Source organism: Peribacillus sp. P4_B1 (assembly GCF_056402395.1).
Genome location: NZ_JBFUHM010000070.1, coordinates 1 through 16,345, shown reverse-complemented (window position 1 = coordinate 16,345; position 16,345 = coordinate 1). Strand labels below are relative to the sequence as shown.

Below are 16,345 nucleotides of genomic sequence, written 5' to 3'. Positions count from 1 at the left end.
CCTGTGGGGTCTCACCTGTCCCGCTGCTCCCGCAGGAGTCTCGCACTTCCGCTCCAATCAACCTTAAATAGTTTCGTTTTAAAAACAACAATCTTTACGAAAAGAGCCTACAATAAACAGCGTATATCTAGATTCAAAAACCAATTAAAATAAAGCAAAGACGGTTTAAAATATTTTGAATAACAACTCTTTTTGGTAAGTGAAGGCAAAAAAAAGGAGGGGTTTTTCATTCGTTTGACTAACTCACCTTCTTTAGTAGACGGGATTTTTGAATCCATTGGGATTGAAGAACATTAATTTTCTTGGTGTATGCCACTTAAATTTCGCCCTCATTCAATTTATATTAATAAGTTTGTAATTCATGGAATACAAATTATAAGTGAAGTTTCGATACTTTTAAAATATGGGGGAGGCAAATGAATGAGTTTTTGGAGAAAACAGCAAGGTTCGAGCACCGGTTTTGGCTGCAAATCTTAGGAGACCATTCCAGATTCATCCATGAATCTTTAGCTCCGGTTGAAGTGGAAAACATTGAAATTGCTTCAAAATTCATTCAAGTATTTGATACTCTACTTGGTAAAGCCAATTCTGAAGAGATTACTCAACTTACTGTCACGGCAGAAGAGGAAGTTTTAAGACTCCGGGAGTTTAAGCTAAGCCTTTTAAAAGAACATCTGGTAGGGAAAATTAAAATACATCTTTCACCTACTTTCATTAATCATATGGTGAACGAATTGGAAGAATATTTAAGATTATTGAAATACTTCAATGCAAATCAAATGCCGCCGGTTTTTCATGAACTCCATCATCATTTGGTTTGGCTGTTAGATGCAGCAGGGCATGCAGGGGCAATATCATCCAACATGGACGATGTTGAAAAAAGATTAAAAGAGAAAAGTGACCAATATAAAAAACATTTTAATGATTATTATTTAAAAGCAGTTGAATTGGCTGGATATTTACGAACAAATCTGTCAACATTCCCGGCATTGGAAAAAATGAATGCGGACGTCAAATTGGAAATGAAACTCTTTCAGCACTTTCTGCATGAATTGGAGGAACTTGAGCTTAGTGCGCAGGCTCTTGGAACGTTTTCCCCATTAATGGCAGATCATATGTGGCGTGAAGAATGTTATTATTTGACGAAACTGGCAGAATCGACAAACACGGAAACGCCAAACTGCGATCCAGCGAAACCGAGGCTAGTCGAATAAAAAAGTACCTCATGGAGCCCTTTCTTTAAACGGGCTCTTTATATGTGCTTTCCTTAATGGATGTGATTTATAAAGGAAGTTAATTCCTATCCTTATGTTATACTAGAAGAACTAAAATTAATTATAGAAGTATAGGAGTGCTGAAAGATGTTTGGAAATTCTTCCAATTTGACAGATGGCATTTATTTTGGAGAATCGTTACCACAACAAATCGCTAAACACATTTTAAAAAAAATCATTGAAGGTGAAATAGAAGCTGGAGAGAAAATCGTCGAAGAAGACATTTCCAAAGAATTGAACACTAGCCGTGCACCCGTACGGGAAGCCCTATATCTATTGCAGGTCGACGGTATTGTTGAGAGGATGCCGCGGCGGGGAACGATCGTCAAGCCATTTTCACAAAAGGAAATCATTGAATATAATGATGTTACGATCGGGTTGATCCAGATGGGCATTGATTTTTCCCAAGGGAAGTGGCATGCAGAAAATAAGCAATCATTACAAAGGCATTTGGAAAGTGCAACCGATGAGTGTGAAAATAGCAATGTAATCGAGTATCAAAAAAGGGCAACACAGATATTTCGCTATATTTTTTCAATCGCTAATAATAAAGCATTATCAAGATTTTTTGAAGAAGCCAGTCATATCCTCATGGTTTTTGCCCAAAGTCAATGGAATACGGAAACGATGGAAAACTTCCATTATAGATTAAAAATGTCCATTGAGGCCATTCTAGAAGATGATTTCGTTAAAGCAAAAAATGAAATTCATGAAGCCTTGAGCCGTGGAGTGATGTAGAGTCTTTGACTCTAAAACCGAATTGTCGACAATCGACAAAAATAATGTTATGATGTAATCGTATTCAAACAAGAATATCATCACCGAGATTAAAGTGAGATGGGAGGATATTATGCAAGCATTCGATTTTACAGAAAAAGTAGCAATTGTTACCGGCGGCGGCGGGGGTATCGGCCGGGCAGCGTCTATTACACTTTCAGAAAATGGAGCCAAAGTGGTTGTTGTAGACCTTTCCGAAGAGGCTGGCCTGCTAACGGTAAATAAAATCAAAGAAAACGGCGGCGAAGCGAAATTTGTAAAGGCCGATGTTACAAAGGAAGACGACATTAAAAATTATGTTCAAAAAACGATAGATTCCTATGGCAAAATCGATATTTTCTTGAATAATGCCGGGTGGGAAGGCAAAATAATGCCTCTTATCGATTATCCTACTGAGGTTTTCGATCAATTAATGTCAATAAATGTACGCGGCGTTTTCTTGGGCTTAAAACATGTATTGCCCCATATGATTGAACAAAAAAGCGGGGCAGTCGTGAATACAGCTTCCGGAGCGGGTTTACTGGCAACGCCAAACATGGTGGCGTATGGCGCAAGTAAACATGCAGTTCTTGGAATGACGAAAACAGCTGGTGTCGAGGTTGCTCCACATGGTGTCAGGGTGAATGCGGTCTGCCCAGGTGTCGTCAACACGGCTATGATGCGGTCGATTGAAAGCGGATTTGGCCAAGGTGATTCCGCTGCAGCAGAAACGGCTAGAAAACAGTTGGAAGCGACGACTCCGGATGGCCGGTATGCTGAGCCTGAGGAAATCGCAAATCTAATGATGTATCTAGTATCCGATCTTTCCAGCCACATTACGGGTCAAGAACTTGTAATCGACGGAGGGGCCATTTTAATCTGATAAGTAAAAAACTTTATAGGGGGACCCATAGATGAGTTTAAAAGGAAAAGTCATAATAATTACAGGAGCGGGCAGCGGAATTGGTAAGGAAACGGCATATAAATTAGCTGAACAGGGAGCTATTGTGGTAGCGGCTGATTATAATGATGTTGCCGCTAAGGAAACGGCTGAATCTATTCAACAAAAGGGAGGCACGGCATCTTTTGTGAAAGTGGACGTAGCTAAAGCGGAAGAAGTGGAAGCGATGGTCGAAGCAGCAATTGCCAATCATGGCACCATCAATGGCATATTCAACAACGCTGGAATTGGACTAGTAAAACCATTTTTGGAAATGGATCCAGAATCATACCACAGAGTCGTTGATGTTGACCAACACGGCGTATATTATGGCATGTATTATGCAGCAAGGAAGATGGTGGAGCTTGGTGTAACTGGGGCAACAATCGTTAATACCGCTTCTATATATGGGACAATGGTTTCAATTGGCAGCTTTAATTACCATGCCGCAAAAGCTGCAGTCATCGCCATGACTAAATCCGGTGCCATTGAACTTGCGCAATATGGGATTCGTGTCGTCGGCGTTGCACCAGGTTTCATCGAAACGCCGATCATTGGTGAAGATCCAGAGTTCCTGGACAGTTTGGCACAACTTCATATGAGGAAAAAATTGATTCAGCCAGAAAAAGTTGCTGAAGTTGTAACGTTCTTGTTCTCTGAAAAAGCGGACGCCATTAATGGACAAGTCATCCCTGTTGATGATGGATTCTTAAGCTTTAAAGGATAATTATAATCAAAGGATTTTCGAGATAACTTAAAAAGGGAGTTTTGACAAATGAGCGAACGATTCGATGATAAAGTTGTAATCATTACTGGGGCAGGATCAGGGTTAGGACAAGCAGCCGCATTGGAATTGGCTAAAGAAGGGGCTAAACTTTCATTAGTTGATTTAAACGATGCATCTTTGGAAGTGACAAAAAAATTAATCTTGGAAATTGCACCAAAATCGGACGTGCTTCTGGTCACTGCAGATGTATCTGATGAAGAAGCAGTAAAGAACTATGTAGACCAAACAGTCAGCAAGTATGGAAGAATCGATGCATTTTATAATAATGCGGGTATCGAAGGTAAACAAGCCCCAATGGCTGAATACGATAGCAAAGTTTTCAACAAAGTGACGGACATCAATATCAATGGTGTGTTCTATGGTATGAAATACATTCTGCCAATCATGAAAGAACAAGGATCAGGGGCAGTTGTGAACGTGGCTTCCGTAGGTGGAATTCGTGCTGTGCTTAACCAAAGTGCTTACGTTGCGAGTAAGCATGCTGTTGCAGGCTTAACGAAAACAGCTGCCATAGAATATGGTCAATATGGAATCAGCATAAATGCCATTGCACCAGGAGTTATCTTAACGGCAATGGTAGAAGGTTCATTCAGGCAAATAGGCGGGGAAAATTGGGAAGAAGCAATGGCAGATTTCGTCAGTGTGAATCCTAAGAAACGCTTTGGTAAACCTGAAGAGGTCGGCCGTTTAGTCGCCTTCCTATTATCAGGGGAATCGGAGTTCATCAACGGGGCTGTCATTCCGATTGATGGCGGACAATCTTCACAATACTAAACGTGTAAAGGGAGTGACAGTATTAGGTCACTCCCTTTTTAATCGTATCCTTTTATTTTATGACCAAATGAATTCAAATTTTAAAAATCAGAAACGAAATACGAACCATTAGAATAGTAACGGAACTCATAAAAAAACGCCATATTAAGGCGCATAACAAACATTAAAGAAACCAATCGTTACTTTTCTTTATCATGAAGCTYGTCTTCATATTCAGTTTCCAACATACCATACAGACCATTCATTTCTTGTTCATCCGGATCTGCTCCAAAGTCGTTCGTGGATTTTGTCTTTTTGTCATCAAGGATTTCTTCTTTATCATTCTTCTTATCCATACATAACACCTCCAACTATTAGGATGTCTCATTGTCCCAATAAATATACTAAAGTGACTCAGGTACTTTTAGGATTTCTTGCGGCTAAGTTCAGAGATTATAGATAGAATACCAATTTCATTATCCTGAACATTTAATGATATTCTAAATAGTTATTACTCTTACTATTTGTTAAGATATAAATATATAACCTAGAGATAACGGAGAGAGAATGTGAAGAAGAAACGAAAGAGATCTAAGAATGCTTTTGTCATTTTCATCCTGATTTTTGCATTTTTGCTTATAAAGGAGATCATGAAAAGCCCATATTCCGAAAATGTTTCCACATCAGTAAATTCGCTTGATTCTTTTGCGAACGTAAAAAAGTATAGTACACTTCTCCGCGACGAGCTGTCTAAATACGGACTTGAGGAGCATACTTCGACATTGATTGCCTTGATGCAGCAGGAAAGCCGAGGACGGGGCGGTGATCCAATGCAGGCATCTGAGTCGGCGGGGCTTGACCCGAATACAATCACAGATCCAACGGAAAGCATTAAGTATGGAGTGAAACATTTCAATAGGATCAATGAATATGGCAATGAAAAGGACGTGGATTTTGCTACGATCATTCAAGCTTATAACATGGGAATTGGTTATATTGATTTCGTTGCAAATAAAGGGGGCAAGCATACTGAAGAGCTTGCGAAGAAGTTCTCCCTGCTTCAGGTCGAAAAAAACCCCACCCTCTATGATTGCGGCGGTGACAAAGAGAATTTCCGATATCCATATTGCTACGGTGACTACTCATACAGTGCAAAGGTAACGAAGAATATCGATGAACTTGACAGTATATCGGCACAAGCCGATGGGGAGTGAGGGGGAACAAAAAGCCTACTGAATGAAGCAGGCTTTTTGTTCATGGTAATGCTACCTCTTTTGCGGAGTTCAAAGAATCAAAACGATTGTCATTTATTGTTCAACCATGGAAGGAGGTCGTTATGTTTATAGAGTTTCCCGGATTCCTCAATGATTTGTGAAAGAAGGATATCAATGGAATCAAGTAAAGAGTTTAAGGCTTGTTTAACAGAACCACTCTCAAATTGCTCTAAGGGCACAGGTAACTCTTCCTCGTCCAAAATAAAATGTGACCCATCCGGAAGCACCATGATATCAATGATCAAATCCTCAAAGGATAACAACTTATCCGCCATAAATGTATTTTTTACAATATTAAAATAGGAACCTAAATAATTGCCTTCATTATCTCTCCTATTATCTCTCCAAATGTATAAATTATAAGGGCGGTCTTTCCAATAATAAGCTATCGTATAACTTCCAATGGGTATGTTTAATTCTATAGGACCCRCTTTCATCGTGAACGCATCCATGATTTCATGAAAAAGCACGACATGATGATTTTGTGCGTTTAATAGCAAACAGGTATGTTCTACAACTAAAGAGTCATAGCGGATTTTTCTTTCAATTATTTCATTGCCAAGTTGAAGTGCTGTTGTATATATTTTGTCCATCATTTTATTTCTCCCTTAAAAACCATCTAGATCATTAGCCATTTGTTTCTTTTCTGCTTTGGTAAATATCAAAACCCAATTTCACAAGTACCGAGAAATTAGGTGTTAACTATTTCAAAATCGTTCACTCTTCTGCCTAATCAGAATGTTGTTTATTGGAACTTATCCTTGATACGCCTGCTCTAAAGTTTTAATGTCAATTTTCTTCATTTGGAGCAACGCCTTCATCATTCTTTCCGATTTTTCAGGATTGGAGTCGTTCACCATCTCGGTTAGACTTTCTGGGATGATTTGCCATGATACGCCAAATTGATCTTTCAGCCAACCGCACACTTGCGCCTTTTCATCTCCGCCTTCCGAGAGTTTTCCCCAATAATAGTCCAATTCTTTTTGATCCTCGCAATGGATGATAAATGATATTGCCTYTGTGAATTTGAATTGAGGACCGCCATTTAATGCTACGAATGTTTGTCCTTCCAATTCAAATTCCACGGTCATCACAGAACCCATTGTCTTTCCATGGATTTGATTTCCTTCATTTCCATAGCTAGTGATTCTTCCGATCTTAGAATTTTCAAAGATGGATGTGTAGAACTTCGCCGCCTCTTCGGCTTGTGAATCAAACCAAAGGTTAGTTGTGATTTTTTGAATTTTGTTTTTCATGATTTTTCTCCTTTATTGTTTTCATGTATAGCCAGGATAATTAAATTTGTTATTATGATCATGGAAATGCGAAAGATTAAATACCTTTAAATTACCGTTTTACTATACACCATTTATCATGAACCAAGAAAATGATATAAGGTTAGGGTATGTATCCAACCAATCATTTAACTAATCCCTTTAATCCTTGGTGATGGAAATACAAAAGGATATAGAAACTTTTCATTTGTGAAAAGTCCTATATCCAAATTTCGTTTCTCAGCTCTCGAAGTTAAATTGCCATTGGATTCCGAATTTATCCGTTAATTGACCGTAAATTTTACTCCAAAATGTTTCTTGAAGCTCCATCCCAACCTTACCGCCTTGACTAAGTTTATTAAAGATCGATTTAATTTCATCCAAATCCTTACTAACAAATGCCAAGCTGATATTATTTCCTTCGACAAAAGGCATGCCAGGAAAAGTATCTGAAAACATGATATTGCTTCCATTAATACTTAGCCTTGTATGCATGACTAAATCTTTCGCTTCTTCTGGAAGCGGAAATTCAGGATTAGGCGGTGTTTCCCCAAAGGTCATGATATTAGGTGATGCCGTTCCAAAAACCTCTGCGTAGAACTCTACTGCTTGTCGACAATTCCCATTGAAATTAAGATATGCATCAACTGACATGTACCTCACTCCTATTTTCTTATTTATTTTTCATTGCTCCTAATTGATTACTTATTACCTTACGAAAAATTCCGGTGGCTCAATCCCGAGTGTTCTGAGATAAATATATCCCTGTCCTCTGTGATGGATTTCATTTTCGAGGGCATATTGAAGTCTCTCAAAGTGGCTTTGTGAGGGTCCGAAAAAGGGATCCTTTTCAACCGCTTCAAGTGTTTCCTCGGTAATTTCCTCCCACAGTTTTCTAGTATCTTGCCTTACTGCTTCGCATGCAGATATTAGTGCCTCTTTTGTAGAAAGTGCAGCAAACGAATCTGGAAACTCCCATACACTAAGTGCAATTCCACGCATATATCCAGTTTCAATGTTCATGATTTCTTTAACCATCTCGGCGAAAGGGCGAAGCTTCTCGGCCGGTGTATAGTGAAATAATTCTTCTTCAGGAAAGGCTTCAAGTACCCGCATTGTCAATCTCCTGTTGCCTTCTAATATATTTAACAATCCTTCTTTCGATAGAAACATTATTTACCTCCTTTGATAGATACTCTATAGAAGTTCTGTGAAAAATCGAAAAGTCCTGCAAATTCCAGTATATAAAGATCGATCAGTTTTTTTAATGTAACTACCTGGGCAGATTCAAGATTATTAATGGTATGAGTATGATTCTGTAGAACATTCTTCTTCTACACTTGATGGAGTGCTAGTGACATTAAAAAAGAGAGGGTCTTTATTTCAAAAAGAGAGATAAAGTTATGTTACATTAACTGTGGAAGCGCAATTTCTGGAAGGTCATTTGAAATATGTAGGCGATAAAACTAAACAAAATTCGTAAAATATTTGACTAATGGAGCATAATCAATTTATCCTTTTTTTCTTAAGGTGTACAGGTTACAAAAACAGAAAATGATTGTTTTTAACTTTATTTTGCTTCTTAATAAGCGGAGAGAAGTTTGGTGGATATTGCTTAAATCTTACATTTATTATAGGATTCAAGTAGTCATATGTTTCCATCGCAAAATATGCTAAAAAGGGAAGAGTATCAATAATAACGGAACCAGCAGAAAGGGAGAGAAGCCAATGATTAATAAAGTCGGACAAATTATGTTATACGTTAATAACCAGGATGAGTCATTGAAATTTTGGACGGAAAAATTCGGATTTAGCGTAATTTCTGAAGAAGATAACGGCCAAGGGTTAAGATGGATTGAAATTGCTCCAACAAAGGATGCACAAACGAGTATCATCCTGCATAATAAGGAATTCATAGCTAAAATGCAGCCTGAATTAAATCTTGCTACACCCTCGTTAATGTTTTACTCGGATAATCTTGATGAATTATATAAAGACTTTTCGGAGAAGAATATCAAAGTGGGGGAACTTGTAAATATGCCATCTGGAAGAGTCTTCAATTTTGCTGATAACGAAGAAAATTACTTTGCGGTCATGGAAAAAAAGTGACTCACATAKCAAATGATTAAAAACATCAAAACGACTATGGAAACTTTTTTAGTCGTTTTGATATGTCATGACATCATGTTATATCGCTTAATACTGTATGGGTCCTATTTAGTCAGCAGGCCGTGGTCCAGCGGCAATTCCAGAGTTTTCAACAGTCATGATCGGTCGAATGGTTATATCTCCATTCACGTAAATTTGGCAGGATAAACGCAAATGATCCTCCATTCCTTTTTCCTCAAAGACCTTTTTTTCTTTATTTGTGACTTCCAAAAAATCACCTGCCAATATTTCCACTCTGCAAGTTGTACACTTAGCTTTCCCTCCACATCTGTGGAGAATATTTATACCGTTATCTTCCATCGCTAATACTAACTTTTTTCCCATTTCAACTTCAAACGTTCCTTGGTCAAATACAGTTACGTAAGGCATTTTATACCACCTCATATAAATTATAGGATATCTTCCAACGGGTCATTAACATATTTATTCTCTTACCTTGTCCATATGACAGAAAAAAATGTGAAAAAATCATTACTGATTGTTAAACCCCATTCGTAAAACAAAGTGCTTAACTCATTAGATGAATAATTAATTATCTTGAAGACAAACTTTAAGTAGATTGAAAATTATAGATTTAACAAGCTTCAAATAGGTCCAATTACGAAAATAATTATGGTTTACTTAAAAAAAGAGTGAAAAATAAAGGGGAGGCCCTGTCTGTGAATAATGGTAATTGTGATTTTTCACCAATGAAACAAGTTTTAAAAGAGGATATTCGCCAAGTAATAACGGCATTACAGGATAACTTGGAAGCAATGGGTGATGAAAATTATTGCCTTCTTGGAAATTTTGAAAAAATTAAAGAAAAGTTTGTATACATTGATATGAAAGCAGCAACATTTTATTTAAACTGTTATTTGTCACCGTTTACGGACAAATATCCCGAATTATCAACTTGCGTTCAAAATTTATCGAATTTGAGACATGGCGGGTTGATTGTGATTCAACGGGGAGATCCCCTTGATTCATTGATTCAGCCCGGTATTTCAATAGGAGCGGAGTTAACCCATTCTTTATTGGAATCGATTTTTTTTCCTGGAAATCCACTGCATGATGGTGCGGTTTTGGTTAGTCAAAACCAGATTGTTTCCGCAGCAAATGTCCTTCCGCTTTCAGACAGGTCAACCGGGGAAAAAAAACTGGGAACACGCCACCGCTCTGCTTTGGGTTTATCTGAACGGAGTGATGCCCTTGTATTGGTAGTATCAGAGGAAACAGGAAGAGTTTCATTTGCAATGAATGGGAAACTGTACCCTATTAATACACACGGGCCTATATAGAATTATTAAGACCATAAGTCACAGGGTAATTATAATGTTCCAGATAATTCACACCTGGAATATTCAATCGCGTAAATAAGTAAACGCTGGATCCTTTTTAGGCTTTTGTAATTTATAGCTTATTTTATCAGAATTACAGGTACAGAAAATTTCATGAATTAATCAACCCGGTGATTTTTACCGGGTTTTTGGTTGCTTTTTATATAAAAAAAGGCATATGATAAATAAGGAGTCTAAAGCAGATAAGTTATAAAACGAAAGAGGATTTTACATGATAACCATTAAAAGTGAACGAGAAATACATTTGATGCATGAAGCAGGCAAACTTCTTGCTGCGACGCATAGAGAAATCGCTAAAATGATAAAACCGGGCATCACGACTTGGGAAATTGAAGAGTTTGTCGATAAATACTTGGCAGAGCATGGTGCGACACCTGAACAAAAGGGCTATAACGGCTACAAATATGCAACGTGCGCATCTGTGAATGATGTAATTTGTCACGGGTTTCCGCAAAAGAAAGCCCTAAAAGAGGGAGACATCGTCACGATTGATATGGTGGTAAACCTTAACGGCGGTTTGGCCGATTCAGCTTGGACATATGCAGTCGGGAAAGTTGAAGAAAAGGTTCAGCGTTTGATGGATGTAACCAAGGCTGCACTATATAAAGGCATCGAGGCTGCACGGGCAGGAAATCGTCTTGGGGATATTGGTCATGCAATTCAGTCATATGCAGAAGGTGAAAAATTTTCTGTTGTCCGCGATTTTACAGGACACGGTATCGGTAAAACCATGCACGAAGACCCAACCGTTTTACATTATGGTAAACCAGGTAAAGGCGCCCGTCTAAAAGAAGGCATGGTCATCACGATCGAGCCTATGTTGAATGCAGGAACATGGCATATGAAAATGGATCAAGACGGCTGGACGGCGAGAACGGCAGATGGAAAGCTTTCTGCTCAATATGAACATACCCTTGTCATTACAAAAGAAGATGCGATCATTTTAACGGAACAATAAAAATGAAACGGCCAAATGAACTGCACCCCAATTGTTAGACAACATCTAATAATGATACGCTCCCCAATAAGTAGACAGATTAAAAAATAAAATCTGTTTGCCTATTGGGGAGGTTTTTTTATGAGAAAATATAGCTTTTCAAAAGAAGAAAAATTAGAGATTCTAAATTTCTATGAAAATAGCCAATTCACTCTTAATGAGGTGGCCGAGTTGTATAAAGTTGATTCTAGAACGATCAAAGATTGGCAAAATAATTACTTGTTTTTTGGAGAGGATAGTCTTAATAGAAGTGAGAATCATAATACATATCCGAAAGGATTAAAGCTAGCAGCTGTTCAAGACTATATTTCAGGAAGTTATTCATTAAGAGAAACCGTTAGAAAATATAGACTTTCCGGTACATCCGTTTTGCGAATTTGGATTAAAAAGTATACTAGTCATAGTGAATTAAAAGATTCGGGTAAAGGAATGAGCCAAACTATGACTAAAGGTAGAAAAACAACAGTACAAGAGCGCATTGAAATAGCACAAGCTTGTATTGCCAACGATAAAAGTTATCAAGTAACAGCTGAACAATATGCGGTTTCTTACCAACAAATATATCAATGGGTAAAAAAATTCGAAAAATACGGGGAATTAGACTTACAAGATCGCCGTGGACGTACAAAGTTAGAAGAAGAGTTAAGCACTGAAGACAAGTTTCGTTTAGAAATTCAACGCATGGAACGTGAAAATGAACGATTACGTGCAGAAAATCTCTTCTTAAAAAAGTTAGAGGAAATCGAAAGGAGGCGTCGTTAAGTAAAAGTTGTATACATACCCGTTATATTGCCATTCAAGAATTAGCAGCGAAGGAAGCACTGCCAATCATTTTATTATGTGAAATTGCCGATGTTGCACGTGCTGCTTATTATAAGTGGTTGAACCGTCAGCCATCAGCACGGGAAATCGAGAATGAACAGCTTCTAGAATCAATTCAGTACCTTTATACACAAGTAGATGGGATTTATGGATATCGTCGCATCACACTTACAATCAATCGTCAGCGTGAAAAAGTAGATTTACCGAAGGTAAATAAAAAACGGATTTATCGTTTGATGAAAATGTGTCGATTAAAATCGGTGATTCGTCGAAAACGAAAAAAATATCGTAAATCGAATCCAGATTATGTAGCAGAAAACATACTCAGTCGCAAGTTCAAAGCAGACCAACCGAATCAAAAATGGTGTACAGATGTCACGGAGTTTAAATATGGGAATGGCAAAAAGGCTTATTTAAGCGCCATTATTGATTTATACGATAATTCGATTGTGAGTTATGTATTAGGGCATTCGAATAACAATAAACTTGTATTTCAAACGATGACACCAGCCATACAAAAATTAAAAGAGGATGAGCATCCACTTATTCATAGCGATCGTGGTTATCAATATACTTCAAAACTTTTCAAACGGATGATAGATGATGCCGAGATGGTWCATAGTATGTCTAGAGTGGGACGTTGTATTGATAACGGACCAATCGAGGCTTTTTGGGGTACGCTCAAATGCGAAAAATACTATTTAAATAAATATGATACATATGAAGCGCTAAAAATAGCAATTGTAGGATACATTTCGTTTTATAATTCTGAGCGCTATCAAGAAAAATTAGACGGCTTGAGCCCCTTGGAATTCAGGGATCAAGCCGCGTAAAGCATTTTTATTATTTCCACTGTCTACTTGACAGGGAGCACTTCATTGTAAGTTGTGTCTAACAATTGGGGTGCAGTTCAACGTTAAGCAATCGACTCTTTTAGATTTTCCTGCTTGTACAACATAATTGGTTTTGTGAGGAATTCATCATAAATTTTTTTGAAGTATGCCATACTTGCACCGGTTAGAGCCTTTGCTGAAGCCATCTGCCCATATTGTCATCCTAACGGATAGGTTTCCTATATCGCATTGAAATCAATATTTTTCTGCCAGTCTTCATATGATTCAGGATCGATTTTCTTTGCTTGTTCAAGGAATGAATCCAATAACCCCAATTTCTTTAGATCACGAAACATCTTCGGATTATATGGGTCATTCATTGTGAGGCCATCTGAATGATCGATTGCTTTCAGCACATTTCCCTTTGTTACAACAAAATGTCCGATAGAGGTCTTGATTCTAATAAATCCAACTCTCTTTAGTTCCTTTCGAATCATTATGATTTGTTCTGTAAACGATTCGGGAATATCTTGCTTTCCTTTCAAATAATCTTTTAGATTGGGACCTTTTAAATACTCCATAATAACATAGTTTGGTCCGACTTCGTATAACCTCGGAACAATATGAGTTTCCTTCGCTGCTTCAAGTGCTTTCCCCTCTTTAGTTGCTGCATTTGGATTGACATAAATTTTTACGCAAAGATCTTCATCAAGCTGAAAGACTGCACCTTGACTTCCTTCCCCAATTAGTTTTAATGTGGTTGGATTATGAATAATAAGTTCTTTTTTACCGTTCTTTTCTATTCTCTCAAGCTTTATTGATTTAAATTCATCCATCTAATCTTGCACCTCTTTTCTTCTTTTTAATAACCATAACCTATAATATGAAATCATCGATTAGTTGCTTTAGGTTAATAACACTTTTTCACAAAATTAATTCATACCCTCTTTTACTGGGTTCTTAAGGACGAGAAGGACCTATAAGCAATTGGTGCATAATTCTCTTAAGCAAAGCTTTTCCCAGCATTTCTTCAGTGTCTTATGCTCATACACATTCAATTAAGAACTTTACAAAAAACATACAAATATATGTACTTGTCCGTTTCGAATCTTTTCTATTTTGCATTTACTATAAAAGAGTAAAAACCAGAAAGGAAATGATCTGAAAGGAGACTTGTGATGGGATACATTGAAGTTTTACGTGCTCTCGTTGGGACTAGAGCTTTGTTACTTACGGGGGTCACCGTTTTGGTTATCGATCAGAACAGCCGTTTTCTTATGGTACAATCCGATAAAATGTGGAAATTCCCAGGCGGCTTTATTGAATTAGGAGAATCTGCGGAAGAGGCATGCAGACGTGAAATTTTAGAAGAAACAGGGATTAACATTGGCAACCTTCAATTAATTGGCGTTTTTTCAGGGAAGAACTATTTTACGAAGCTTCCTAATGGTGATGAATACTTTCCAGTCAATATTGCTTACGTGACCGAAGAAATACTCAGCGGAGATTTAAAACCTGATGATTTAGAAATACAAAAGGTACAATTTTTTAAATGGTCCGCTTTTCCGAAAGATTTAACTGAACGAGATCGACAAATATTTCAAAGTTTTATCGAAAATTTGATTTTAGAGGGAAGGAAGGGATTGAAATAGTGAAGACAATCGCTTTTTACATTAGAGAGCCTATTAAAATAAATCAAGGATTTATGTACAATCAAATCATTATGTTGGATCAATATCGGCCTATTGTAATAGGACCTTATCCAAATAGCGACAATGTTCAATTTCAGTTTGAACATTATTATAATTTGAACGAAATTCAAGACCTTGGAGCCTTCTTTAAGGAGCAAAATGTCGTCGCGATTCACGCTCATCAAGGGAAACATTCCATTGATATTTTACCAACAGCTATAGAGTATGATATTCCTTTGATTGTACATTTTCGAGGACGTGATTCTTCCACTCAAACATATCAGAGATTTCGCAAAAATGTCCTCCGATATCAAAATTTAGTAAAACATGGAGCTGGTTGTTTTGCAGTTTGCCATTTTCTTGCAGATGAATTAAAAAAATTAGGATTTAAAGAAGATAAGGTACATGTATTATATGGCGGTCTAAATTTAGATTTATACCCATATGTCCAACGTTCCCTACCTAAGGAAGGAGAAATCCGAATCTTGTCTGTAGCCAGACTTGTCGAGAAAAAAGGATTCCTTACGCTTTTGAAGGCCTTTCAACGGATTCATCAGGAATACCCAAGAACGACACTGCACATCATTGGGACAGGTGAAGATGAAGAGAAGATAAGAGTTTTCATTGATGAAAACCAATTAAACGAACACGTTTTTCTTAGGGGGCCAATGGATTCTAACCAAATTTCTAAGGAATTAAGAGATTCCCATCTCTTTTGCCTTGCCAGTGAAACGGGCGAAGATGGCGATGTAGAAGGGATCCCAAATGCATTAAAAGAAGCCATGGCAAGCGGTTTACCAGTCATCTCCACCTTTCATGGAGGGATTCCGGAATTGATTGAGCATAAAAAAACAGGATACCTTGTTCCTGAGAAAGATGATTTAAAATTGGCTCAAGGTATAAAATATTTCCTGAGTCATCCAAGAGTATGGAAGAGATATACCAGAAGTGCAAGACAGGTTATTGATGAAAATTTTGATTTGAATAAACAAATCATCGAACAACAAAGGCTATACAGCTTAATAGAAAAAAATAACGAAGTTAATTGACATAGTCAATGTAAATGATTATGTGCTAAGTAAATTAGCGATGTTTCTTCCCTCCTTTTGTCCCCCGTACTAGTATATATCCCAGGTGAATTCATAAAAATTACTCCTGAATCACATTCCAAAAAATACAAATTCAGTTCAGAATGCCAATACACGAGATCGGACCATAAGCATTTTCATTGTAGTACAGGAAGGCGGCTATTTTGTCCATTTGATTGATCATGGAACATGTTGGGTGGATATCATTGGTCTGAAAAAACGCTTACCCAGAATCTGAAATACGATATCCCTTACCAAAAAACTAACCGTTGGGGCTTCTCTATGCTAAAAAAATTGTACCCCTTCCCAACGAATCAACTATGAAGTTACCCAAACCATCCCTGTAG

The 16,345-nt window shown here is 37.5% G+C and carries 19 protein-coding genes; 12 read left to right on the top strand and 7 right to left on the bottom strand.

Features of this window, described 5'->3' with window-relative positions; all coding sequences use genetic code 11:
• The first annotated feature begins 416 nt into the window (after positions 1-416).
• The 5 genes from AC1DVK_RS24275 (at position 417) to AC1DVK_RS24255 (ending at position 4,531) form a co-directional block, all read left to right on the top strand.
• Positions 417-1,214, top strand: coding sequence for a DUF2935 domain-containing protein (locus AC1DVK_RS24275; RefSeq protein ID WP_477627576.1), 798 nt, complete (start codon positions 417-419; stop codon positions 1,212-1,214).
• A gap of 147 nt (positions 1,215-1,361) precedes the next feature.
• Entirely contained in the window at positions 1,362-2,012 is a 651-nt protein-coding gene (locus AC1DVK_RS24270; protein WP_477627575.1) for a GntR family transcriptional regulator, read from the top strand.
• 112 nt (positions 2,013-2,124) lie between these two features.
• Positions 2,125-2,913 carry an SDR family NAD(P)-dependent oxidoreductase gene (locus tag AC1DVK_RS24265; RefSeq protein ID WP_089362189.1) on the top strand — a complete coding sequence of 263 codons (789 nt, stop codon included), beginning with the start codon at positions 2,125-2,127 and terminating at the stop codon, positions 2,911-2,913.
• A gap of 31 nt (positions 2,914-2,944) precedes the next feature.
• A complete protein-coding gene (locus AC1DVK_RS24260; RefSeq protein ID WP_249593572.1) occupies positions 2,945-3,697 on the top strand; it encodes an SDR family NAD(P)-dependent oxidoreductase in 753 nt (250 codons plus the stop codon).
• A gap of 48 nt (positions 3,698-3,745) precedes the next feature.
• Positions 3,746-4,531, top strand: coding sequence for a glucose 1-dehydrogenase (locus AC1DVK_RS24255; protein WP_063576252.1), 786 nt, complete (start codon positions 3,746-3,748; stop codon positions 4,529-4,531).
• A gap of 179 nt (positions 4,532-4,710) precedes the next feature.
• Here AC1DVK_RS24255 and AC1DVK_RS24250 read toward each other — a convergent pair whose 3' ends face one another.
• Positions 4,711-4,866, bottom strand: a complete 156-nt coding sequence (locus tag AC1DVK_RS24250; RefSeq protein WP_477627574.1) for a DUF4021 domain-containing protein — start codon at positions 4,864-4,866, stop codon at positions 4,711-4,713.
• A gap of 213 nt (positions 4,867-5,079) precedes the next feature.
• Here AC1DVK_RS24250 and AC1DVK_RS24245 point away from each other — a divergent pair, with 213 nt between their 5' ends.
• Positions 5,080-5,724: a lysozyme family protein gene (locus AC1DVK_RS24245; protein ID WP_477627573.1), complete on the top strand. Its 645-nt coding sequence runs from the start codon at positions 5,080-5,082 to the stop codon at positions 5,722-5,724.
• A gap of 89 nt (positions 5,725-5,813) precedes the next feature.
• On the opposite strand, the gene AC1DVK_RS24240 is transcribed toward AC1DVK_RS24245, so the two are convergent.
• The 4 genes from AC1DVK_RS24240 to AC1DVK_RS24225 form a co-directional block, all read right to left on the bottom strand.
• Positions 5,814-6,377, bottom strand: a complete 564-nt coding sequence (locus AC1DVK_RS24240) for a DUF402 domain-containing protein (RefSeq protein ID WP_477627572.1) — start codon at positions 6,375-6,377, stop codon at positions 5,814-5,816.
• Between the two features lie 162 nt (positions 6,378-6,539).
• Positions 6,540-7,040, bottom strand: coding sequence for a VOC family protein (locus AC1DVK_RS24235; RefSeq protein WP_477627571.1), 501 nt, complete (start codon positions 7,038-7,040; stop codon positions 6,540-6,542).
• A gap of 258 nt (positions 7,041-7,298) precedes the next feature.
• On the bottom strand, positions 7,299-7,712 hold the full coding sequence (locus AC1DVK_RS24230; RefSeq protein ID WP_410861072.1) for a VOC family protein: 414 nt from the start codon (positions 7,710-7,712) through the stop codon (positions 7,299-7,301).
• A 54-nt stretch (positions 7,713-7,766) separates the two neighbouring features.
• On the bottom strand, positions 7,767-8,231 hold the full coding sequence (locus tag AC1DVK_RS24225) for a DinB family protein (protein WP_318685113.1): 465 nt from the start codon (positions 8,229-8,231) through the stop codon (positions 7,767-7,769).
• Between the two features lie 555 nt (positions 8,232-8,786).
• On the opposite strand from AC1DVK_RS24225, the gene AC1DVK_RS24220 reads away from it, so the two are divergent.
• Complete coding sequence (locus tag AC1DVK_RS24220; protein ID WP_410861075.1) at positions 8,787-9,167, top strand: VOC family protein; 381 nt, start codon at positions 8,787-8,789, stop codon at positions 9,165-9,167.
• 108 nt (positions 9,168-9,275) lie between these two features.
• Here the strand turns inward: AC1DVK_RS24220 and AC1DVK_RS24215 are convergent, their stop codons facing one another.
• The gene (locus tag AC1DVK_RS24215; protein ID WP_089362198.1) at positions 9,276-9,596 is read right to left on the bottom strand and encodes a 2Fe-2S iron-sulfur cluster-binding protein; all 321 of its coding nucleotides are present in this window, start codon (positions 9,594-9,596) and stop codon (positions 9,276-9,278) included.
• Between the two features lie 290 nt (positions 9,597-9,886).
• Between AC1DVK_RS24215 and cdaS the strand changes: the two genes are divergently transcribed.
• The 3 genes from cdaS (at position 9,887) to AC1DVK_RS24200 (ending at position 13,219) form a co-directional block, all read left to right on the top strand.
• The gene (gene cdaS / locus AC1DVK_RS24210; RefSeq protein WP_410861076.1) at positions 9,887-10,507 is read left to right on the top strand and encodes a sporulation-specific diadenylate cyclase CdaS; all 621 of its coding nucleotides are present in this window, start codon (positions 9,887-9,889) and stop codon (positions 10,505-10,507) included.
• Positions 10,508-10,778: 271 nt separating this feature from the next.
• On the top strand, positions 10,779-11,525 hold the full coding sequence (map, locus tag AC1DVK_RS24205; protein WP_477627570.1) for a type I methionyl aminopeptidase: 747 nt from the start codon (positions 10,779-10,781) through the stop codon (positions 11,523-11,525).
• Between the two features lie 120 nt (positions 11,526-11,645).
• Positions 11,646-13,219, top strand: a protein-coding gene (locus tag AC1DVK_RS24200; protein ID WP_477627569.1) for an IS3 family transposase whose coding sequence is annotated in 2 segments (ribosomal slippage) — positions 11,646-12,288 and positions 12,288-13,219 — 1,575 coding nt in all. Because the reading frame shifts where the segments join, the coding sequence is not laid out codon by codon here.
• A gap of 239 nt (positions 13,220-13,458) precedes the next feature.
• On the opposite strand, the gene AC1DVK_RS24195 is transcribed toward AC1DVK_RS24200, so the two are convergent.
• Positions 13,459-14,055: a hypothetical protein gene (locus AC1DVK_RS24195; protein ID WP_061463344.1), complete on the bottom strand. Its 597-nt coding sequence runs from the start codon at positions 14,053-14,055 to the stop codon at positions 13,459-13,461.
• A gap of 342 nt (positions 14,056-14,397) precedes the next feature.
• Here AC1DVK_RS24195 and AC1DVK_RS24190 point away from each other — a divergent pair, with 342 nt between their 5' ends.
• Both AC1DVK_RS24190 and AC1DVK_RS24185 read left to right on the top strand, forming a co-directional pair.
• The gene (locus AC1DVK_RS24190; RefSeq protein ID WP_427089072.1) at positions 14,398-14,871 is read left to right on the top strand and encodes an NUDIX hydrolase; all 474 of its coding nucleotides are present in this window, start codon (positions 14,398-14,400) and stop codon (positions 14,869-14,871) included.
• Positions 14,871-15,959: a glycosyltransferase gene (locus tag AC1DVK_RS24185; RefSeq protein ID WP_427089073.1), complete on the top strand. Its 1,089-nt coding sequence runs from the start codon at positions 14,871-14,873 to the stop codon at positions 15,957-15,959. Before AC1DVK_RS24190 ends, AC1DVK_RS24185 begins: the two co-directional genes overlap by 1 nt.
• Positions 15,960-16,345 lie beyond the last annotated feature (386 nt).